Here is a 21684-nt window from a genome sequence, read left to right on the forward strand (position 1 = left end):
CCCCCCCCCCCCCCCCCCGGCCCGTCCCCCCTTCGCCCGGAACCGCGCCGTCAGCCCGGTACCCGCTGGGTCGGCCGCGGGGCGGGCCGGTCCGTCGGCGCGGCGGCCGCGACGGGGCGGGGGCCGTCGGTGGCCCCGGTCGGCTCGGCCGCCACCATCATGAGCTGCGCGAACGTCGGGTCCGCCCCGCCCGGGTCGCCGCCCGCCTGCCGCCACCGGCGGTACTTGGCGGCGTAGCTGATGACGGTCTCCTTGTCCCGGCGCGAGCGGGGGCGGGTGAACGCGCCGGCCCACAGCCCGTCCCAGGCGGCGTAGCCGGGGTCGCGCAGCATCACCCGGTGGGCCCGGCCGAGGTTCCAGTGCGGTATCCCGGTGTTCAGGTGGTGGACCAGGTGGTACCGGTCATTGTGGCGGCTGATCAGGAACCGCTCCAGGAACCGTCCGTGGCGGTTGCGCGTCAGCAGCAGCTGCTGCTTCTCGCTCTCCGGCATCGGGTAGTGCTCCGAGAGTTCGGCGAGCCAGCCGATGGCGGCGTTGGCGGTGAGCAGCGGGACGAACCAGAAGAGCAGCAGTTCCGGCAGCCAGCCGCCCCAGGCGCAGACCCCGACGACGAGGCTCCACTGGGCCAGCAGGACGAGCCGCTCCACGCGCAGCGGGATCGGCACCGACACGGTGACCTGGGAGGCGTCGAAGAAGAGGCGTTCGCGGGCCACGTACCGGAGGTAGCTGACGGTGCGCAGGCCGAGCGCCGACATCACCAGGTTCTTGTGGAAGAAGTACCGGTCGGAGCGTTCGGCGTCGTACAGGCCGCAGTCGATGTGGAAGGCGTAGTCGGGGTCGTCGTCGGCGTCGCCGAGGTTCCGGTGGTGGTTGCCCACGTGGGAGCTGCGGTAGGGCCCGAGCAGGTGCCACACCAGGTAGCCGGAGAGGACGGTGCCGGCCAGGAGGTTGAGCGTCGGGTTCCGGGCGAGCACCTTGTGGGCCGACTCGTGCAGGAAGTGCGCGAGGAATCGCTGGCTCGACCCGATGACGACCAGGGCCACCGGATAGAACCAGTACGAGCCGGCCACGCAGAGGAGCACGGATCCGGCGATCAGTGCGTATTCGAAGAGAATGGCCAACGGCCCGTGGTGGTTGTCGAGTCGGCAGAGCGCCCGAAGGTCCTTTCTGACTCCGGGCGCCAGCCGGTCGAAGGTCAGTTGCTCTCGTGCTGCCATGCCCGTCCTTCGGTCTGCACGCACTGCGCAATGCGTCTTCGCGGATGGGGAGGGCACCGGTCGGCGCCCTCCGACGGACGGTAGGCGCGGCGGGGCGGGAGCACGTCGGCACGAGGTCTATCCCCGCGGGTGTGTGGCATTTACGGAAGCGGCGCTCGGTTAGTCCTCGCGTTTACTCACAGCTCCTCCCGGGCGCAGCAGACTTGACGCGCGCGGACCAGGTACCGCCGTTCCGCCGTTCGCCGTTCTGCCGTTCTGCCGTTCTGCCGTTCTCCGGAGGTCACGACATGAAATCCGTGCTGGTCCTGTCATGGATATCCATCGGCAACGTGCCGGCCGCGGTGGCGGAGGTGCGCCGTCGCGGGCTGCGCCCCGTGCTGGTCTCCGAGCGGCCCGACGATCCCCACGCCGCGTCCTGCGAGGACCACGTGGTGTTCGACTGGGACGCCGAGGAGTTCCCCGTGCTCGCCGACCGCCTGCGGGCCCGGGACGTCGAGCCGGTCGCCGTCGTCTGCATGGTCGAGAAGCTCACCGAGTGGAGCCTCGCCCTCACCGCCCACTACGGGCTGCCGGGCGGCGACGGCGGTCGCCGCGTGCTGGCGAGCAAGACACTGGTCCGGGAGCACATGCGGGCGCTGGGGCTGTCGGAGATCCGGTTCACCGGCGACCCGCGCTCGGTGGACTTCTTCCCCGCCATCGTCAAGCCGGCACGGGCTTCGTCGGCGTCCTACCTGGTGAAGCGGGTCGACGACCGGGAGGAGCTGCTGAGCCACCTGAAGCAGCTCGCCGACGCCGGCCTGGGCGGCGTCGAACTGATCGCGGAGGAGTACCTGCCGGGCACCGAGTTCTCCGTGGACGGCCCCGTCCTCGACGGGCGCTTCCACCCGCTGCTCGCCGTCGAGAAGCCCGACCACGACGACGTGCGCCACCACGACGCGGGGCTGGAGTTCCACCCGCCCCAGCAGGACCACGTCCGGGAGGGGGTGCGGGTGCTGAGCGAGGCGGTCGGCGCGCTGTGCGCGGACCGAGGGCTGGACCAGCTGTGGCTGCACTTCGAGGGCCGCAGCTCACCGGACGGCCGGACCGAACTCATCGAGATCAACCTCCGGTCCGGTGGCGGGCAGATCCCCCGGTCGCTGCGGGAGCTCTACGGGATCGACGTCATCGCGGTGATCGTCTCCATGGCGCTGGGCACGTACGCGCCGGACGAGGTGGCGGCGGTCCGCGAGCGGCCGATGATCGGCTGGATGGACGTGGAGGCCCGGGAGCTCGGCACGGTCCGGGTCGCCACCACGGAGGACGAACTGCTGGCTCTGCCGGGGATCTTCAGCGTCGCACTCGCGGACGGCTACCGGATCACGCGTCTGGAGCACGAGAACTTCTTCCTGACCTTCGCGATGACGGGCGACTCCGTCGCGGAACTGCGTGAGCACGCGGCCCGGGTGCTCGACACCCTGGAGTACACCGTCGTCCCCTGACCGGCGGACACCTCGACCAGGCCGGGCCCCGCTCGTACCGGTCGAGGTGCTCGTACCGGTCAGTCGCCGGGGCCGACCATGCCCGCGGTGAGCGTCGTGCCGTCCGTCTCGTCCACCAGGAGGAACGATCCGGTGCGCCGGTGGTCCGCGTAGTCGTCCAGTGGCAGCGGGGAGGCGGCGCGCAGCGTGATGCGGCCGATCTCGTTGGCCCGCAGCGACGTCGCGCCGGGTTCGCCGTGCAGGGTCTCCAGGTCGAGGACGGAGTCGACGGAGTCGACCCTGGCCCGGACTGCGGCGGTGCCGTGGCGCAGCAGCACCCGGTCGCCGACGCGCAGCGGCCGGTCGGCGAGGTGGCAGACGGTCGCGGTCACCTCCCGGGTGACCCGGGGCGCGCGGGCGACCGCGGCGAGGAGGTCGCCCCGTGCGATGTCGAGGTCGTCGGTGAGGCGGATGGTGACGGACTCCTCGGCGCGGGCGTCGGGGACGTCGCGCTCGCCGAGGCGGTCGATCCCCACGATGGTGGTGCGCTTCCCGGAGGGGAGGACGACCACCTCCTCGCCGGGGCGGAACGTCCCGGAGGTGACCTGGCCGGCGTAGCCGCGGTAGTCGCGGAACTCCGCGCGCTGCGGGCGCAGGACGTACTGCACCGGGAGCCGCGCGGGGGCGTGGGGCCGGTCGGCGGCGACGGTGACCGTCTCCAGGTGCTCCAGCAGGGTCGGGCCGGTGTGCCAGTCCATGCGGGCCGACGGGAGGACGACGTTGTCGCCGCGCAGCGCGCTGACGGGCACGGCGGTCACGGCGGGTGCGCCGAGGGCGCGGGTGTACTCCGCGACGGTGTCGGTGATGGCGGCGAAGGTCGCCTCCTCGTAGTCGACGAGGTCCATCTTGTTGACCGCGAGGACGACGTGCGGCACCCGGAGGAGCGCGGCGACGGCGAGGTGGCGGCGGGTCTGCTCGACCACGCCGTGGCGGGCGTCGACGAGGACGACGGCGACCTGTGCGGTCGAGGCGCCGGTGACCATGTTCCGGGTGTACTGCACGTGCCCGGGGGTGTCGGCGAGGATGAACCGGCGGCGGGCGGTGGCGAAGTAGCGGTACGCGACGTCGATGGTGATGCCCTGCTCGCGTTCGGCTCGCAGCCCGTCGGTCAGCAGGGCGAGGTCGGTGTCCGCCAACCCCTTCTCGCGGGAGACGCGTTCGACGGCTTCGAGCTGGTCGGCGAAGACCTGGCGGGTGTCGTGCAGCAGCCGGCCGACGAGGGTCGACTTGCCGTCGTCGACCGAGCCGGCCGTGGCGAGTCGGAGCAGCGACCGGGTGCGGGGGGCCCGGCTCGTTCCGTCCGGATGCGGCACGGTGGGCGTCTGCATCAGAAGTACCCCTCTCGCTTGCGGTCTTCCATGGCGGCCTCGGACAGCTTGTCGTCGGCCCGGGTGGCGCCGCGCTCCGTCAACGCGGAGGCGGCGATCTCGTCGATGATCTGCGGGACCGTGCGGGCGTCGGACTCGACGGCGCCGGTGCACGACATGTCACCGACGGTCCGGTAGCGCACCCGCCGGGTCCGTACCGTCTCGCCCTGCGCCGGGCCGCCCCAGGCGCCGGGGGTGAGCCACATCCCGTCGCGTCGGAACACCTCCCGCTCGTGGGCGAAGTAGATCGACGGCAGCTCGATCCGCTCGCGGCCGATGTACTGCCAGATGTCCAGTTCGGTGAAGTTGCTCAACGGGAAGACCCGGACGTGCTCCCCGGGGCTGTGCAGGCCGTTGTACAGCGACCAGAGTTCCGGTCGCTGCCGCCTCGGGTTCCACTGCCCGAACTCGTCGCGGAGCGAGAAGACGCGTTCCTTGGCCCGTGCCTTCTCCTCGTCGCGGCGCCCGCCGCCGAACAGGGCGTCGAAGCGGTGGGTCGCCACGGCGTCGAGCAGCGGCACTGTCTGCAGCGGGTTGCGGGTGCCGTCGGGCCGCTCGCGCAGCCGGCCGTCGTCGATGTACTCCTGGACCCGCGCGACGTCGAGGCGGGCGCCGTACCGGGCGGCGGTGCGGTCGCGGAACTCCAGCACCTCGGGGAAGTTGTGGCCGGTGTCCACGTGCAGCAGGCCGAACGGCGTCCGCGCGGGCCAGAACGCCTTGGCGGCGAGGTGCAGCATGACGATCGAGTCCTTGCCCCCGGAGAAGAGCAGCGCGGGGCGCTCGAACTGGGCGGCGGCCTCGCGGAGGACGTGCACCGCCTCGGATTCGAGCGTGTCCAGGTGGTCGGGGGGCGAGGAGCGCGGTGGGCGCAGCGCGCCGGCGGTGTCCAGAACGGTCATGCGGGTCTCCTTACGTCACAGTCCCCGTGCGGTGAGCAGTGCGCGCACCCGCCGGACCGACTCGTCGATCGGGTCGTCTCGTGTGTCCAGCCGCAGTTCGGGGCGGACCGGCTCCTCGTAGGGGTCGTCCGCGCCGGTCAGGCCGGTGATGGTGCCTGCGGCCCGGCGGGCCCAGAGCCCTTTGACGTCGCGGGCGGCGCAGGTGGTCGCCGGTGTCGCCACGTGCACCTCGACGTAGTCGACGCCGTGTGCCCGGTGCTCCTCCCGGACCGCGGCGCGGGAGGCCGCGTAGGGCGCGATGACGGGGGCCAGCACGGTGACTCCGTGGCCGGCGAGCAGTCGGGCGAGGAAGCCGACGCGCCGCACGCTGGTGTCCCGGTCGGCCGCGGAGAAGCCGAGCTCCGGGGAGAGCGAGGCGCGGATCTCATCGCCGTCGAGCACCTGCACCCGCCGCCCCTCGGCGCGGAGTCGGGCGGCGAGCGCGAGGGCGATGGTCGTCTTGCCCGCGCTCGGCAGCCCGGTCAGCCAGACGGTGCCGCCCCGGGAGGCGGCCGGCCCGGTCGCGGTGCCGGTCATACCGGTACCTCCCGGCCGGTCGGGCCGGGCGCCGCCGCGGTCTCCGCGAGGTGGACGAGGGTGCCGGCTCCGTCCAGCGCCCGGGTGACGGGGTCGGCGACACGGCCGTCGGCGACGCGCACGGTGGCGACCCCGCCCGCGAGCGCTTCGCGGGCGGCGACGAGCTTGAGCGCCATCCCGCCGGTGGCCGAGGCGTCCGGCGCGCCATGCGCGGCCACCCGGACGGTGCTCCGCAGGCTGGTCTCGTCGTCGGGGTCGCCGAGCACGCCGGGCGCGCCGGTGAGCAGCAGCAGCCGGTCGGCGCCCAGGGCCGCGGCGAGTGCGGCGGCGGCGCGGTCGGCGTCGACGTTGACGGGCCTGCCGTCCTCGTCGATGGCGGGCGGGGAGACGACGGGGAGGTGTCCGGCGGCGAGCAGGGCGCGCGGCAGCGTGGTGTCGACGGTGTCGACCCGCCCGCTGTGGTTGTCGCGGACCAGTACGGTGCGGCCGTCGACGACGGCGCGCACCACGGCTTTCCTGCGGGCGCGGAGCATCCCGCCGTCGAGGCCGGTGAGGCCGACCGCGGGGACGCCGTGCCGGGCGAGCCGCGCGACCAGCCGGGGTTTGACGGCGCCAGCCAGGGCCAGCACCACCACGTCGAGCGTGGCGGAGTCGGTGTGGCGGGTGGAGACCCCGTCGGGTGCGAGGAGGGTCCGCTGCGGGACGCCGAGCCGGCCGGCGAGCCGGCCGATCTCGCCGGAGCCGCCGTGGACGAGCACGAACGAATGGCCCGCGCGGACCAGTCGGGCGAGGTCGGCGCAGATGCCGGCGGCGTCGACCGCGGGGTTGCCGCCGCACTTGACGACGGTCAGGGGGTGGGTGGTCACGCTTCCTCCGGTTCGGCCGGGCGCTACAGCGGGTGCAGGCCGGGGAAGGTCAGGCCGAGGTTCTCGGGCAGTCCGCTGCGGATGTTGAGGCACTGCACGGCGTTGCCGGCGCCTCCCTTCACGAGGTTGTCCAGGGCGCCGATGACGGTCAGCCGGCCGGTGTCCTCGTCGAGCGCGAAGCCGACGTCGCAGAAGTTCGACCCGAGGAGGATCTTGGGGTCGGGGTAGCGGTGGGTGCCGCGCTGGTGGGCGACGACCCGGACGAAGGGTTCGGCGGTGTACTGCTCGCGGAAAGCGCGGCGTACGGTCGCGGCGTCGACTCCCGGGCGCAGCGTCGCGTGGCAGAGCGTCTGGACACCGCGGACCGCCTCGACGCCGGTGGCGGTCATGGCGGCGCGCACGCCGAGGTGTTGGGCGATCTCCGCTTCGTGGCGGTGACGGGTCGGGGCGAAGACCCGCATCGCTCCGCTGCGTTCGGCGTGGAGGTTGGCCGGTCCGGCCGTCGCCCCCGAACCGCTGGAGCCGGTCCTGGCGTCGACCTGGACGCCCTGCTCCCGGTCGAGCAGGTCGTGCGTCACCAGGGGGTGCAGCGCGAGGACCGCGGCGGTGGCCATGCAGCCGGGGACGCTGACCAGGTCGGCGTCGCGCAGGCGCTTGCGGTGGAGCTCCGGCAGTCCGGGCACGAACGCCGGCAGCAGGTGGGGGGCGGTGTGCTCCGTCCCGTAGTAGTCGCGGAAGACCTCGGGGTCCGCCAGCCGGAAGTCGCCGGTGAGGTCGACGACGAGCCCGGCCCGCCCGCGCCAGTGCTCGATCTGCTCCATCACCGCCCGGTGCGGCAGCGCCAGGAACACCGCGTCGCTCTCGGGGACGTCCTCGGCCGAGCAGAACGTCAGCTCCGTCACGGAGCGCAGGTTCGGGTGGACACCGTCGACCCGTTTGCCGGGCAGGCGCGAGGAGACCGCGCCCACCACCTCGACCTCGGGGTGCCCCAGCAGCAGCCGCAGCAGTTCCCCGCCGATGTAGCCGGCCGCGCCGACCACCGTCACACGCAGCACCGTCGCGCCTCCTTCGTCACCGCACGTCGGATCGACACCGTTCCGTCCTCCGGTCTGTTCTCGGGGCAGGGCATGCCCGGCGCCCGGCGGTCGCCGGGCGTCGGGGCGGTCAGTCGCCGTCCGCGGCGCTCAGCACGCCGAAGTTGCGGCGGGCGATCGACACGGCGAGGTCCTGCACGGCGAAGGCCGTCATGTAGTAGCCGTGCGGGGGGATCTCGGGGGACAGCGTCAGGGTGAACGTCGTCTCGCCCGTCCCGTCGGCGGCGATCCGGACCTTGCGCAGCTCCGGTTCGATGGTGCAGCCGGCGCGGCCGTAGCTGGCGAAGGTCAGGCCGAGGCGGAGGATGCCGGGCCGCGCCTCGCGGACCGCGACCCGCACCTCGTTGGCGGCGCCCTGGAGCGCGCCGTCCTCGGAGTGGATGAGCAGCGAGGGGGAGTCGAGCAGCCGGAACGCGACGTCGCCGCAGCGCGTGCAGACGACGCCCTCGGTGTCGAGCGCGGTGGGGACGAGGGCACGCCGGGTGTAGCGCTCGGCGGGCCGCCCGCACTGGCAGCGCACCGGGGTGACGCCGTCGAGGTCGATGCGGCTGCGCTCGCCGAAGTGGGCGTAGGCGTTGCTGAGTTCGTTCTCGGGGTCGTTGACGAACGCGGTGGCGACGGCCATGTCCAGGGACTGGAGGTCGTCCTTGAGGCTGCGCAGGACCGGGCCGCGCTCCTGGTGGACCGCGAGGTCGCGCCGGGAGACCTGGCCCTCGACCTTGGCGGCGAGCTTGCCGAGGCGGGGGCGGAGCGCGTGGTTGGGCGGGAGCAGCCCGCCGCCGAGGTAGGCGGTGAGGCGGGCGGAGGTCGTCAGGAAGAGCGGCTCGGGCTCGACGGCGGGCAGCTCGGGCAGGTCGCCGGTGTCGTCGCCGAGGCCGAACTGGACGTACGCCGGGAACGGTTCGGAGGTGCCGATACTGGCGTTGAGCGCCGCGACGGAGGAGCTGCCGGCGAGCGCGGCCTCGGTCCAGACGATGTTCTCCGGACGGGTGGAGGCGTGGACCGTGATCGCGCCGATGACGTCGCTCGCGGTCCCGTCGATCGCGTTGAGCATCAGCTGGTACTTCGGGTCGTAGACGGCCGCGTCCGCGAAGGGGCTGTTGTTGCAGGAGCTCAGCACCACCTCGGTGGCGCGGACGTCCCGCAGCTGGATGAGCTTGTCCACGGGCTTGTAGCAGGTGGAGGTGGCGCAGATCGGGGCGACCAGGGTCCGGTCGCGTCCGACGGTCTCGTTCAGTCCGCAGACGGTGAAGTCGGCGAGGTTGATCGAGTCGTCCTTGCCGTGTCCCTGGAGCATCAGCCGGCGCCAGCGGGTGCCCAGCATCTCGGCGCGGACGTCCGCGGTCGCCACCTCGGCCTCGTTGCGCAGGTGGATGCCGTCCCGGCTGAGGCCGCGGTCGACGCCGGTGAACAGGCCGACCTCGTGGACGTCGGCGGCGGGCGCGCGGTACTGCTTGGCGGTGAACCAGGCGAGGGAGGCCGCGTCCCGTCCGGTGAGGAAGGACAGCCGCACCTCGGGGTGGCGCGCGGCGGCGCGGACCAGCGGCCAGAGCAGGTCGACGGTGAAGTGCTCGTAGAGACCGGCCACCAGCAGGGTGCGCGGCCCGGACGTCCCGTCCGCCGTGCCGCTGAGCAGCTCCAGCGGAGCAGCGAGCGCGTCGGCGTCGAGCCAGGTGAGGGCGCAGGGGGCGATCAGGGCGGACAGCCCGTCCGGCAGGGTGTCGGGGCCCAACAGGACGCCGTGGGTGCGCGGGGCGGGGCGCCGCACCTCCCCGTAGAGGGAGGCCGCGCGCTCCGCGGCGGCGGCCAGGTCGGTGCGCTCCCCGGTCCACACGGGCACGGAGGTGGGCGCGTCGGCGGCCAGGAAGGTGTCGACGGCGGCGGCGTAGGAGCCCGCGTCGTCGAAGAGCGAGAACGGCGAGGGCGTCAGTGTCGCCGTCCCGCCGCCGGGACCGTGGGGCTCGGGCTGCATGGGGGTGGGTCTCCTTCGGTGTCGGGGATGGTGCGCGCGGCGGCCGGGGGCGGTCGGCGGGGCGGTGCCGCCCCGCGCCCCGGTGGCTGCCGGGGCTCGGGGCGGGCGTGGTACTACTCGCCCCAGTCCTCCTCGACCTCGGGGGCGAGGGCGAGCACCGGCGGGTCGAGCGCCACGATCTCCAGTTCGCCGCGGCAGCCGCCGCACTCCACGATCTCGTTCAGTCGTGCCGAGTCGCCGATGGTCACCGGCTCCTCGCACTCGGGGCAGGCCTGGGCCGTCTTGGTGATCACGCGAGGTGTTCCTTTCGGTTGGTTGCTCGGGAGCGGGCGGTGGTGTCCAGCGCGGTGCGGACCGCGGACACCGTCCGTTCCGCCGTCAGGTCGTAGTGCTCGACGAGGTCTTCCTGGTTGCCGACCCGGTCGACGAAGGTGTCGGGCACACCGAGTCGCAGCACCCGGACCGGGGCGTGCTCCGCCAGCGTCTCGGCGACCGCGCCGCCGAGTCCGCCGCCGCGCCAGTGCTCCTCCACCGTCACGACCAGGTCGGCGCGGGCGGCCGCGGCGAGAAGGGTCCCGGTGTCGAACGGACGCAGGGTGTGCATGTTGAGGACGGTCGACTCGATGCCGTGGCAGGCCAGTTCCTCGCCCGCGGCGAGGCAGGCGAGCACGGGGTAGGGCCCGCAGCCGACCAGCAGGACCTCGCCGCCCTCGCGCAGGGTCTGGGCCTTCCCGATGACCGGCGGCGGGCCGTCGGGCAGCGCGGGGGTGGCCTTGCGGCCGAGGCGGACGTAGAGCGGACCGGGAACGTCCAGGCTCTGTTCCACGAAGGCGGCCGTCGCGGCGCCGTCCGCCGGTACCAGGACGGTCATGCCGGGCAGCACCCGCATCACCGCCAGGTCCTCCAGCGCCTGGTGGGTCGGGCCCAGGTGACCGGCGGCCAGGCCGCCGTGGGTGGCCATGACGCGCACCGGCAGCCGGTTGTAGGCGATGTCGATCTTGATCGCCTCCAGCGCCCGGGAGGTGGCGAACGCCGCCATCGTGTTGACGAACGGCACGCGCCCGGACGCCGCCATGCCGGCGGCGATCCCCATCAGGTTCTGCTCGGCGATGCCGAGGTTGAGGTACTGCTCCCCCGCCGCCTCGGCGTGGGCGGCGCCGAACAGTCCGGTGTCGGAGTCCAGGCACATCAGCTCGGGTCGGCGTGCCAGCAGCGGGAGCAGCGTGTCCCGGTACACCTCGCGGGTGGCGGGGCTCATCTCCGGGCCTCCGAGGCTCGCAGGGCGCCGGCGGCGCGTGCGTGGTTGCGCGGCGACAGCGTGACGTAGTGGCCGGCGGCGCGCCCCGCGAGGAACGGCACGCCGTTGCCCTTGACGGTGCGGGCGATCAGGACGCTGGGCCTACCCGGTTCCCAGGGCGCTGCCGCCAGCTGGTCCGCCAGCAGCGCGGGAGCGTGGCCCTCCACCTCGCGGACCGCCCAGCCGAAGCTGCGCCACCGGTCGGCCAGCGGCTCCATGGGGGCGATGTCGCCGGTGGCGCCGGTCAGTTGGAGTCCGTTGCAGTCGACGATCGCGACCAGCCGGTCCAGGCGCAGCGTCGCGGCGGCGATCGCCGCCTCCCAGACCGAGCCCTCCTGCAGCTCGCCGTCGCCCAGCAGGACGAAGCTGCGGGAGCTGCGTCCGGCGTAGCGGGCGGCCAGCGCGAAGCCGCAGCCCAGCGGGAGTCCGTGGCCGAGGGACCCGGTGGGCAGCTCCACCCCGGGCACGGCCCGGACCGGGTGGCCCATGAGCCGGCTGCCGGGCCGGCCGAACTGCGCCAGTTCCCCGACCGGCAGGAAACCCCGTTCGGCCAGCGTCGCGTAGAGCGCGAGGGCGGCGTGGCCCTTGCTGAGCAGGAAGCGGTCGCGCTCCGGGTCGTCGGGGCGGGCCGGGTCGACCCGCAGCACCGAGAAGTACAGCGCGGCGAGGATGTCGGCGCAGGACAGCCCCCCGCCGAGGTGGCCCCCCTCGGGGCCGGCGCACATGTCGACCACGTGGGCGCGGATGCGGGCCGCCGCCTCCTGGAGCGCCGGCGGCGCCTCGCGCTCCAGGAGCGGTGCGGCCGTCACGACGCCGCCCCGGCGAGGGTGGCGACCATGTCGCGGTGGGCCCACACCTTCTCGAACGCGTCCGCGTACCGGGCGAGGAGCGGCCCGGAGTCGGGGTTGAGGTGCCGTTTCTGGATCGTCAGCGAGTCCTCGATGACCGCGCGGGTCACCGGGTAGCCCTCGCCCCGGACGGTCCCGGGTGCGCCGGTCACCGCCCAGGGGTGCCCGGCGCCGAAGCCCAGCCGGTCGACGAACACCGTCTGGTCGGGCAGCGGGAGCAGCTGGTACTGCGACATCGGGACCCCCTCGGCGCGCAGCAGCCGGCGCAGGGCCGTGCGGAGCGCGCGCGGCGCGACGCCGTCCAGGCCGAACGCGGCCGGGTCGAAGCGGAACCGCAGGATGTGCCAGACGTGCGTGGTGTCCGGGAGCGCCGTGGGCACCTGGATGCCGGGCAGTTCGGCGAGCCGGGCGAGGAACGCGGCGACGTTCTGCTGCCGGCGCCGCTCGTAGTCGTCGAACCGGGCGAGCTGCGCGGAGGTGAACGCGGCCTGCAGCGCGTTCATCTTGTGGTTCCACCCCAGGCCGTGGGAGACGTAGTCCCGCTCCCGGCCGGGGTCCATCACCTCGCCGAACTGCCGTCCGCGGCGCATGGCGGCGGCCAGTTCGGCGTCGCCGGTCACCAGCAGTCCGCCCTCGCCGCAGGTCGGGACGTTCTTGCTGACCTGGAGGCTGAAGGCGCCGGCGTCGCCGAGACTGCCGACCGGTCGGCCGCGGTGGGTGGCGCCGGGGGCCTGGGCGGCGTCCTCGACCACGGCGAGCCCGTGGCGGCGGGCGATCTCGGCGATCCGGTCCATGTCGGCGGGGGCGCCGTGCAGGTGGACGGGGACGATGGCCCGGGTGCGGGGGGTGATCCGGCGTTCCACGTCCTCGGGATCGAGGTTGTAGGTGACGGGGTCGATGTCGGCGAAGACCGGTACCGCCATCTGGTGGACGGGGGCGAGCCCGGTGGCGATGAAGCTGAGCGCGGGCACGATCACCTCGTCGCCGGGGCCGACGCCGAGCGCGGACAGCGCCAGGGAGAGTGCAGCGGTGCCGTTGGAGACGGCGACGCAGTGCGCGAAGCCGAAGTGGTCGGCCCACTGCTGCTCCAGCTCGGACACCGGGTTGGTCCCGTCGGTGTCGGAGACCAGCCGCGCGCCGTCGAGAGCGGAGAGGACGGCCTTGCGGTCCTCGTCCTCGACCAGGGGCCACGGCGCCCGGCGCTGGTCCTTCGGCACGGCCGCCGTGCCGCCGAGCGCTGCCAGTCTGCTGATCACGAGTCACTCCGGAGGGGTGCTGGGTGCGGGGCGGGGGCGGTCACAGCCGGGCGGCGACCGAGGCGACGGCGTCGACCGCGCGGGCGTAGGCGTTGCGCAGCAGGGTGATGTGCCGCGCGATGTCGGGTACGGCGGCGCGCGGGTCGCCGAGCCCGTGGGCCCCGGTGAACCGCACCCCGGTCCAGGCGTGGGCGGCGGTCTCGACCGCGCGCCCGGCGGCGGTCAGCGCCGGATCGGCCCAGTCGCCGCCGCAGCGGCGCAGGAACTCGCCGTGGAGGGACGCCTGCGCCTGCATGGCCCAGCCGAACGGGTAGAGCTCGCGCAGCGCGTCGGCGTCACCGGCCCGGCAGCGTTCCAGGAGTTCCGCGGCGAACCGGTCGAAGCCGTCGAGACCGGTTCGCTCCGCGGCGGCCGTGGTGAAGTGCTCGACGTCACAGCGGAGGAAACCGCCGAGGAGTTCGGGCGTGAGCGGGGGCGGCGGGGTGCCGAGTCGGACGTCGAGGCAGCGGCGGCCGATCCGGGAGTCGCTGAAGAAGGCGTCCTGGACGTCGGTGGGGTTCTCCGAGCCCCAGCTGCGCAGGAACGTCTCGACGGGCACCGCGCCCCGGAAGGCCGGCGGCATCGCGTCCGAGACGTGGACGATGCCCCGCGCCTCGTCCAGACCGTGCACGACGACCTGGTGGGCGGCGTGCACGTCGCCGTAGGCGGGCCGGAAGGGCAGGTGGAAGTTGTCCACCGCGGCGATGACGAGGCGGTCCTCGGAGAGCGAGGTGCGGATCTCCCGCCACGGGTCCTGCTCGTCGGCCGGCTGCCACCAGCGGGCGCGCAGGTCGTGGTGGGGCGCCAGCGCGGCGCCGAGGTCGGGCTCCCCGTCGGGGCCGGACGGGCAGGGGAAGTAGAACTCCTCGTGCCGGACGTCGCCCGGCAGGTGCAGGAACCGCCATCCGGCGCCGAGCACGGTGAGCGGGTCCACCCCGTCGCGTGCCAGCACCGCCGCCACGGTGGACTGCAGGCAGCTGATCAGGTCGCGGCACCACAGCTCGGGCTCGGGCCCGGAGACCAGGTGGGTGCGTGCGAGGGTCTCGACGGTCATGTCAGCGCTCCGTCCGCTGGAGGGTGACGGCGAAGACGTGCACGGCGACGTTGCGCGGCAGCAGGATGCCGGTGAGGTCGGCCCGCCGTGTCACCGCCACCCGCTGCGCCCACATGACGGCGGGGACGCCGCGCTGGACGTGGTGGGGGTAGTGCATGGCGGGGCTCTCGAACGCCTTGATCTCGCCGAACCACGCCGGGGCGGCCCAGAAGTCGGAGACGCGCAGCGGCTCCGCGTCGGCGGTGCCGTCGGCGAAGTCGAGCCCGACGGTGTCCTCGCAGCGCCGCTCGGAGGCGGCCAGCAGATGGATCCAGTCGTAGCGGGCCCGGCGGACCGGAATGAACTGGCCCTCGCAGCGGACGTTGTCGGGGCCGTCGCAGACCGGCGGGAAGGTGAACGGCACCCCGCCGACCCGGACCGTGCTGCCGCCGGTCGGAAGGTATTCCGCCGCGTACGAATTCCGCCAGACGTTGAATGCGCCGTCGCGGGTCCGCGTCGCCGCGGAGATCGCCACATTGTTGCGGTGGCCGGATATGTCGACCCGATCGAACTGGAACTGCGCGGCTGAGGGCGCCACGATCCCCGTCATGTGATCCACCTCGCTGGAACGGAATGCACGTCTCGAAACGTAGGCCGCCGCCGCACGCGTTTCGTCCGTGCGGTGATTACCCCGCGTGCGGCGGGCGCGGACGGCCACCGGGCGGCGGCGCGGCCGGGGCTGCCGGGGGGGCTCACGGCCGCAGGGCGACGGCGCGCAACTTCTCGTAGTACGGCTGGTGGTGGTCGCGGAAGGCCCGCAGCACCGGGTCGGCGGCGACGGTGCGCGCGCCGTCGGTGCGGCTGCGGGCGAAGCCGGTGGTCTCGCTGGTGGACCGGTGCCACCGCCCGGTCGAGCGCCACTCGGTGCGCATGCCGGGCCGCCACTCCAGCGCCTCGGGGCGGAAGGGGATGCCCACCGCCTCGCAGTAGGCCCGCACGGTCTCCTCCGGCCGCTCCACCAGGTCCTCGGAGTCGATCACCACCGGCGGGCGGCCGGTGGCCCGCCGCACGGCGGTGAAGATCTCGTGGAGTCGGGCGAAGCCGATCTCGTCGCGGCCCAGGCGGGGGTTGAGGGCGTGGTGCGAGGCGATGGCCTCGGCCGGGTCCCGGAGGATGAAGGTGTGGGTCGCGGCGGTGAGGAACTCCGCGTCGGCCAGCACCTCCGGGTACCGGAAGTCGGTGGTGTCCTTGAAGAACACCGGACCCCGCGCCGCCATGGCGCGCAGCTGGTCCAGCACGTCCCGCTCGCCGCGGGCGACCCGGTCCCCGACCTCGACCTCGCCGAAGTCGACGACGCGGGAGAAGGGCTCGTGCACCACGGTGTGGTCGCCGCGTTCCGCCATCATCCGCGCGAACGCGGTGGAACGGCAGCGCGGCGCGCTCCACAGGGCGAGCAGCGGAATCCTCCCCGACGTGTTCCCCACGATTTCTCCTCCGTCTCACGCGGCGGCCGGCGACATCCGCTTCGGCCCCTGAATGCGGTCGACGATGGCACGGCGAAAGCCGCCGCCGGGTAATCGGCATTCGCACATCGCGGCGAGCGGCGTCCGTGCGATGCGTCGCCGCGTCTGCGCCCGGTGGGGACGCCCCGCCGGAACCCGCCCGCATACCTTTCCTCCCGCGGCGGGCCCGCCCTGCCACCCGGTCGGTCAGTGGTCACGTCATCGGAGGTCGCGTGTCAGCAACGCCCGAACCCTCAGCGGCTCGCAGGGTCGCCGTTCTCGCCGGCAGGGTCGGCGCGGACGAGAAGCGACTGTTCGACGCCTTCGAGCGGCGCAACGTCCCCTACGAGCAGGTCGACCCGCGGCGGCTGTGGTTCCCCTCCCGGCGGGAGGGCCCGCCCTGGCGGCTGGCGCTGAACCGCGAGATCGGCCAGGTGCGCGCGGTCTACGCCGCCCGCTCCCTCGCCGCCGCCGGGGTCGACGTGGTCAACAGCGCGGGCGCCACCGAGGTCTGCGGCGACAAGTGGCTCACCACGCTGGCGCTGGAGGCGGCCGGTGTGCCGACGCCGCGCACCGCGCTGGGCCTGACACCGCAGGCGGCGCTCGACGCCCTCGACGCCGTCGGCTACCCGGCGGTGATCAAACCGCTGGTCGGTTCCTGGGGCCGGCTGGTGGTCGAACTGCCCGACCGGGCCGCCGCCGAGGGCGTCCTCCAGTACGCCGGGGCGCTGCCGGGCCCGCAGTCCCACCTGGGCTACGTGCAGGAGCGGATCGACAAGCCGGACCGCGACATCCGGGTGATCGTCGTCGGCGGGCAGGTGGTCGGCGCGGTCTACCGGGTCGGGGAGGCGCTGCGGACCAACGTGGCGCTCGGCGGCCGGGCGCTGCCGTGCCCGGTGACGCCGGAGATCGAGAAGCTCTCGCTGGCGTCGGCCGCCGCGGTCGGCGCGGACATCGCCGGTGTCGACCTGGTCGAGGACCGCGACGGCCGCCTGTTCGTCCTGGAGGTCAACCACCGGGTGGAGTTCTCCGGGTTCCAGGCGGCCCTCGGCGACCGGGTGAGCGTCGCGGACCGCGTCCTGGACCACCTGCTGGAACGGGGTCGGCCGTGAAGCGGCCGGGCGCCGTCACCGAGACGTTCGCCGTCGGGCTGCTGCGGGCGATGCTGGAGACCCCCTCGCCCTCGTACCACGAGCGGGATCTGGCGGACCTCCTCGCGCGGTCGATGACCCAGCTGGGCTTCCGGGCCCACATCGACGAGGCCGGCAACGCGGTCGGTGTGGTCGAACGCGGCGCCGGCCCGACCGTGATGCTGCTGGGGCACATGGACACCGTCCCCGGCCAGGTGCCGGTACGGTCGGCCGACGGCCGGCTGTACGGGCGGGGAGCCGTGGACGCCAAGGGCCCGCTGGCCGCGATGATCTGCGCCGCCGCCGGCGCGACGGAGTTCTCCGGCCGGATCGTCGTCGTCGGCGTCGTCGAGGAGGAGACGCCGCGCTCGCGCGGGGCGATGGCGATCCGCGCCCGCGAGGAGCAGCCGGACGCCCTCGTCATCGGGGAGCCCAGCGGCTGGTCGAGCGTGGTGCTCGGCTACAAGGGGAAGCTGGACCTGCGCTACACCGTCCGGTGCCCCGCCACCCACCCGAGCAACCCGGTGCCCAAGGCGTCCGAACTGGCCGTCGCCTGCTGGAACGCGCTGCTCGACCTGCTCGGCCCGGACGCCGGCCACGCGGCGTTCGACCGCCCGGGCGCGACCCTGTCCCGCCTCGACGCCGACCTCACCGCGGCGACGATGGAGCTCAGCGTCCGCACCCCGCCCGGGCACGACGACGCGGCGCTGGTCCGGCAGCTGCGGGACCGGCTCCCGGCGGGCGAGCTCAGCGTGGTCAACGCCGTCGCCGCCTGCCGGGTGGGCCGGGCGGACCCGGTGGTGCGCGCCCTGGTCACCGGCATCCGCGACCTGCACGCCCGGCCGCGGTTGGTGGTGAAGACCGCCACCTCCGACATGAACACCCTCGCCGAGGAGTGGGACATCCCCATGGCCACCTACGGTCCGGGGGACAGCAGTCTCGACCACGCCGACGACGAGCACATCGTCCTGGCCGACTACCTCCGCGGGATCGACGTGCTCACCGCCGCCCTCACGGAGTTGGCCCGTCTCCCGGCACGGTCGCCCGAGCCCGCGGCCACCGCGCCGCCGTCCCTGAGGAGCGTCACGTGACCGACACGACGCCGCGTCCGGCGACGCTGCCCGCGGACGACCGCGCACGGTTCCTGGACCGGCTGCGACAACAGGCGCGATCCGCCGCGGAACGCGGGCCGGTACCGCGCGGCACCACCGGCCCGGCCCCGCTCTCCCCCGCGCAGGCGACGCTGCGCTTCCTGGGGCGCACCACCCCGGGCAGCTCCGCCGCACCCCTGCTGCTGCGGCTCCGCGGCGAGTTGGCCGTCGACGCCCTGCGCTCGGCCCTGGCCGCGGTGGTCGCCCGCCACGAGGCGCTGCGGTCGGTCGTCGTCGAGCACGAGGACGGGCCGGTGCAGGTGGTGGCCGCCGGGGTGCCGGTCGTGCTGCCGCTGGTCGAGGCGGCCGGTGCGGACACCGCCGAGCGGCTCCGCTCGGCACGCGAGACGGCCGCGCGGCGCCCGGCGGAACCGGCCGTGCGGGACGGGGTCCCGGCCTGGCGGGCGCTGCTGCTCCGCGTGGCCGCGGACGACCACCTGTTCCTGCTGGACGTCCACCCGGTCCTCTGCGACCCGGCCTCCCACGACCTGCTGCTCCGCGACCTCGCCGAGCACTACCGCGCGGCGTGCGCCGGAGACGCCCCGCGGCTGCCCGACGTCGAGGCGCAGTACCCGGACCACGCGCTGTGGCAGCACCGCCGGCTCGGCGGCGGCGAGGCGGACCGCCTGGCCGCGTACTGGCACGGGCGGCTGGCGGGCGCCGAGGTCACGGAGCTCCCGAGCGACCGCCCCCGCGGTGAGCGCGCCGACCCCGCCCCGGCCCGCCGCCGCTTCCCCGTGGCGCGGCAGTCGCTGGACCGGGCGGCCGAGCTGGCCGACCGGGAGGGCGCGACCTGCGCCGACGTGCTGACCGCCGCGTTCCTCGTGCTGCTCCACCGGTACAGCGGCGCGGACGACCTGGTGATCGGGGCGACCGACGCCACCCGGCCGTACCCCTCGCTGGCGGCCACGGTCGGCCCGCTCACCGACCTGCGGGTGCTGCGCGCGGATCTCACCGGCGACCCGGTCTTCCGGAACCTGGTCCGGCGGGTGGCCCGCGCCTCGGCCGAGGCCGCCGCGCACGCCGCGCTGCCGCTGGACCGCGTCCTCGAAGCGGTCGACCCGGTCTCCGGGGCCGCGGGGCCTCCGCTCTTCCGGCACGTGTTCGGCACCCGGCGCGCCGGGCCCGCCGCGGCCCTGCCCGGCCTCGCCACCTCCGTGGAGGTCGTACCCGGCGGGCCCTGGCGGGCCGACACCGGCTGGGAGCTGACGCTGCCGGCCGCCGGCAACAGCGACGGCGACGGCGACGGCGCCCTGGTGATCGACTTCGACGCCGCCCTCTTCGACGACGGCACCATCGACCGGCTGGCGCGGCACTACCGGCATCTGCTGCACACCCTGACCGCCGACACCGACACCCCGCTCTCCGCAGCCGAACTGCTCGCACCCGCCGAGCGGGCCTCCCTCGCCGCCCTGGGCAGCGGGCCGACCCGCCCCGTCCGGGAGACCACCGTGGCGCGGGAGTTCGAAGCGCGCGTCGCGGAGGCACCGGACCGGGTGGCCGTCGTCGTCGACGACGCGGAGACCACCTACGCCGAGCTCAACCGGCGGGCGAACCGGCTCGCCGCCCTGCTGCGCGGGCGGGGCGTGGGCCCGGGCGACCGGGTCGGCCTGTGCCTGCGCAGGACCGCGGAGCTGCCGACCGCCGTCCTCGCCGTGCTGAAGACCGGCGCCGCCTACCTGCCGCTCGACCCGGCGAGCCCCGCCGCGCGGGTGGCCGAGATCGCCGCCGACGCCGAGGTCCGGGTCGTGCTCGCCCACGCCGCCGCCGAGTCCGCGGTGAGCGAGGTCGCCGCCCCCGTGATGACGCTGGAGGCGGCCCGCGCCGAACTGGCGGAGCTGCCGAGCCACGACACACCGCCCGCCGCCCGGCCCGGGGATGTCGCCTACGTCATCTACACCTCCGGCAGCACCGGCAAGCCCAAGGGCGTCCTGCTGGAGCACCGGGGCGTGGTGAACTTCGTCGACTCCACCAGGGAGCTGTTCTCGCTGACGCCCGAGGACCGGGTGCTCGGGTTCGCCTCGGCCACCTTCGACGTCTCGGTCTTCGAGACCTTCGCCGCGCTGCTGACCGGTGCCCGGCTGTGCCTGGTGACCGACGAGGAGCGGCTGTCGGTCGACCGGCTCCAGTCGCTGATGGAGCGGCACGGCGTCACCGTCATCGACCTTCCGCCCACGGTCATGCCGCTCCTGACGCCCGAGCGGCTGCCCGCGCTGCGGATCGCGTTCGTGGGCGGGGAGAGCTTCGGGGCGGACCTGGTCAACCGCTGGAACCCGGGACGCCGGCTCTTCAACGGCTACGGACCGACCGAGTGCACCGTGACCATGATCGTCGAGGAGTGCGGCGGCACCTGGGAGACCTCCCCGCCGATCGGCCTGCCCATGGCCAACCACGTGGCGCACGTCCTCGACCGCGCCCTGCGCCCGGTTCCCGCCGGCGTCCCCGGCGAGCTGGTCATCGGCGGCGCCGGCCTGGCACGCGGCTACCTCGGCCGCGACGAGCTGACCGCGCGGAGCTTCGTCACCGACCCGTTCGGCACCGCGCCCGGCGGCCGGCTGTACCGCACCGGCGACCTCGTCAAGCGGCTGCCCGACGGCCGGCTGGTCTTCCTCGGCCGGATCGACCAGCAGGTCAAGATCCGCGGTCTGCGGATCGAACCGGGCGAGATCGAGGCGGCGTTGGCGGGCTTCGACGGCATGGGCCCGGTCACCGTCCGGGTCTGGACCGACGACCACGGGGTCCAGCACCTGGTCGGCTACCTCACCGGGGTCGGCGAGCCGCGGGTTCCGGCGGTGCGGCGGCACCTCGGCGCGCTGCTGCCGTCCTACATGGTCCCCTCCTACTTCGTCGTGCTCGACGAACTGCCCCTCACCGCCAGCGGCAAGGTGGACCGGCGGCGGCTGCCCGCGCCCGACACCCGCGGCCGGGCGGACGACGACGGCGCGGGGCGCCCGCCCACGCCCACCGAGCGGCGGCTGCTGCGCGAGGTGGTCGCCCCGCTGCTCGGCGAGGGCCGGATGAACCTCCACGACGACTTCTTCCTCGCCGGGGGCAACAGCCTCCAGGCGGTCCGCCTGATGTCGTCCATCCGGCGGGTGTTCGGCGTGGAGATCCCCCTCGGCGACTTCTTCGCCTCACCCACCGTGGCCCGACTGGCCGCGGTCGTCGACGCCGCCCGCTCCGCCGGTCCCGACCGGGACCGGGCGCCGGTCGAGCTGCGCGCCGCCGGCCCCGAACGGATCGTCCTGATGCACCCGTCGGGCGGCGCCCTCTTCTGCTACGTGCCGCTCGTCAGGGCGCTGCGCCCCGACATCTCGGTGAGCGGCTTCGCCGCCGACCCGCGGGACACGGCGGGACCGCCGCAGGAGGGGGTGGCGGCGTCCGCCGCCCGGATCGCGGACCGGCTGCTCGCGGACGGGCTCCCCGAGGCGTCCGCCCTGGCGGGCTGGTCCTACGGCGGTGTCCTCGCCTTCGAGGTCGCCCGCCGGATCGAGGAGCGGACCGGGCTGCGGCCGCCGGTCGTCCTGCTGGACTCCTCCTACGACGAGGACGCGGTGCCCCTGACGGAGACCGCGATCCGGCGGCGGTTCGTCCACGACCTCGCGCGGCTCACCGGCCGGGACGAGGAGCTGATCGCGCCGCGCCTCGACGACGACCCGGAACTGGCCGCCGGCCACCGCACCTTCCGCTTCTGCGCCCTGGCGCAGCAGGGCTACCGTCCGCCGGGCCCGTACGGCGGGCCGGTGACCCTGCTCACCGCCGGCCCGCGCGAGGACATGGCGGAGCTGTGGCGGGCCGTCTGCTCCGGTCCGTTCCGCGTCGAGCACGTGCCCGGCGACCACTACACCCTGTTCGCAGAGCCGGCGTTGAGCCGGGTCGTCGCCGCGCTCGACGCGACGCTCACCCGTTGAGGAGACCAG

Annotated in this window: 18 protein-coding genes; 4 read left to right on the plus strand and 14 right to left on the minus strand. The window is 74.5% G+C overall.

The features are described from left to right. Positions 1 to 50: 50 nt before the first annotated feature. A complete protein-coding gene (locus HCN52_RS01745; RefSeq protein WP_168086536.1) occupies positions 51 to 1217 on the minus strand; it encodes a fatty acid desaturase family protein in 1167 nt (388 codons plus the stop codon). A gap of 287 nt (positions 1218 to 1504) precedes the next feature. Here HCN52_RS01745 and HCN52_RS01750 point away from each other — a divergent pair, with 287 nt between their 5' ends. Next, the gene (locus tag HCN52_RS01750; protein ID WP_168086537.1) at positions 1505 to 2695 is read left to right on the plus strand and encodes an ATP-grasp domain-containing protein; all 1191 of its coding nucleotides are present in this window, start codon (positions 1505 to 1507) and stop codon (positions 2693 to 2695) included. A gap of 59 nt (positions 2696 to 2754) precedes the next feature. On the opposite strand, the gene HCN52_RS01755 is transcribed toward HCN52_RS01750, so the two are convergent. From HCN52_RS01755 to HCN52_RS01815, 13 genes are all read right to left on the minus strand, one after another. After that, positions 2755 to 4062 carry a sulfate adenylyltransferase subunit 1 gene (locus HCN52_RS01755; protein ID WP_168086538.1) on the minus strand — a complete coding sequence of 436 codons (1308 nt, stop codon included), beginning with the start codon at positions 4060 to 4062 and terminating at the stop codon, positions 2755 to 2757. Further along, positions 4062 to 5000, minus strand: coding sequence for a sulfate adenylyltransferase subunit CysD (gene cysD, locus HCN52_RS01760; RefSeq protein WP_168086539.1), 939 nt, complete (start codon positions 4998 to 5000; stop codon positions 4062 to 4064). Before cysD ends, HCN52_RS01755 begins: the two co-directional genes overlap by 1 nt. Positions 5001 to 5015: 15 nt before the next feature. Next, a complete protein-coding gene (gene cysC / locus HCN52_RS01765) occupies positions 5016 to 5576 on the minus strand; it encodes an adenylyl-sulfate kinase (protein WP_168086540.1) in 561 nt (186 codons plus the stop codon). After that, positions 5573 to 6442: a [LysW]-aminoadipate kinase gene (locus HCN52_RS01770; RefSeq protein WP_168086541.1), complete on the minus strand. Its 870-nt coding sequence runs from the start codon at positions 6440 to 6442 to the stop codon at positions 5573 to 5575. The genes cysC and HCN52_RS01770 overlap by 4 nt, the downstream gene beginning before the upstream one ends. 23 nt (positions 6443 to 6465) lie before the next feature. Next, the gene (gene argC / locus HCN52_RS01775) at positions 6466 to 7497 is read right to left on the minus strand and encodes an N-acetyl-gamma-glutamyl-phosphate reductase (protein WP_168086542.1); all 1032 of its coding nucleotides are present in this window, start codon (positions 7495 to 7497) and stop codon (positions 6466 to 6468) included. A 109-nt stretch (positions 7498 to 7606) separates the two neighbouring features. After that, the gene (locus HCN52_RS01780) at positions 7607 to 9508 is read right to left on the minus strand and encodes a hypothetical protein (protein WP_168086543.1); all 1902 of its coding nucleotides are present in this window, start codon (positions 9506 to 9508) and stop codon (positions 7607 to 7609) included. Between the two features lie 113 nt (positions 9509 to 9621). After that, complete coding sequence (locus HCN52_RS24640; protein ID WP_168086544.1) at positions 9622 to 9801, minus strand: lysine biosynthesis protein LysW; 180 nt, start codon at positions 9799 to 9801, stop codon at positions 9622 to 9624. Beyond that, complete coding sequence (locus HCN52_RS01790) at positions 9798 to 10766, minus strand: transketolase family protein (RefSeq protein WP_168086545.1); 969 nt, start codon at positions 10764 to 10766, stop codon at positions 9798 to 9800. Before HCN52_RS01790 ends, HCN52_RS24640 begins: the two co-directional genes overlap by 4 nt. Continuing rightward, complete coding sequence (locus HCN52_RS01795; protein ID WP_168086546.1) at positions 10763 to 11614, minus strand: transketolase; 852 nt, start codon at positions 11612 to 11614, stop codon at positions 10763 to 10765. Before HCN52_RS01795 ends, HCN52_RS01790 begins: the two co-directional genes overlap by 4 nt. After that, a complete protein-coding gene (locus HCN52_RS01800) occupies positions 11611 to 12909 on the minus strand; it encodes a DegT/DnrJ/EryC1/StrS family aminotransferase (RefSeq protein WP_312876485.1) in 1299 nt (432 codons plus the stop codon). Before HCN52_RS01800 ends, HCN52_RS01795 begins: the two co-directional genes overlap by 4 nt. Positions 12910 to 12949: 40 nt before the next feature. Further along, complete coding sequence (locus tag HCN52_RS01805) at positions 12950 to 14002, minus strand: BtrH N-terminal domain-containing protein (protein ID WP_168086547.1); 1053 nt, start codon at positions 14000 to 14002, stop codon at positions 12950 to 12952. Between the two features lies 1 nt (position 14003). Next, positions 14004 to 14591 (minus strand): beta-sandwich domain-containing protein, encoded by a 588-nt coding sequence (locus HCN52_RS01810; protein WP_168086548.1) that lies wholly within the window; start codon positions 14589 to 14591, stop codon positions 14004 to 14006. 142 nt (positions 14592 to 14733) lie between these two features. Next, positions 14734 to 15465, minus strand: coding sequence for a sulfotransferase-like domain-containing protein (locus HCN52_RS01815; protein WP_312876486.1), 732 nt, complete (start codon positions 15463 to 15465; stop codon positions 14734 to 14736). Between the two features lie 251 nt (positions 15466 to 15716). On the opposite strand from HCN52_RS01815, the gene HCN52_RS01820 reads away from it, so the two are divergent. From HCN52_RS01820 to HCN52_RS01830, 3 genes are read left to right on the plus strand one after another with little or no spacing between them, the layout of a single operon-like run. After that, positions 15717 to 16595, plus strand: a complete 879-nt coding sequence (locus HCN52_RS01820; protein ID WP_168086549.1) for a RimK family alpha-L-glutamate ligase — start codon at positions 15717 to 15719, stop codon at positions 16593 to 16595. Beyond that, positions 16592 to 17704, plus strand: coding sequence for a M20/M25/M40 family metallo-hydrolase (locus HCN52_RS01825; RefSeq protein ID WP_312876487.1), 1113 nt, complete (start codon positions 16592 to 16594; stop codon positions 17702 to 17704). The genes HCN52_RS01820 and HCN52_RS01825 overlap by 4 nt, the downstream gene beginning before the upstream one ends. Beyond that, on the plus strand, positions 17701 to 21675 hold the full coding sequence (locus HCN52_RS01830; RefSeq protein WP_168086550.1) for a non-ribosomal peptide synthetase: 3975 nt from the start codon (positions 17701 to 17703) through the stop codon (positions 21673 to 21675). Before HCN52_RS01825 ends, HCN52_RS01830 begins: the two co-directional genes overlap by 4 nt. The last annotated feature ends 9 nt before the right edge of the window (positions 21676 to 21684 follow it).

It is taken from the genome of Streptomyces bohaiensis, from assembly GCF_012033785.1.
GTDB classification, from domain to species: domain Bacteria; phylum Actinomycetota; class Actinomycetes; order Streptomycetales; family Streptomycetaceae; genus Streptomyces; species Streptomyces bohaiensis.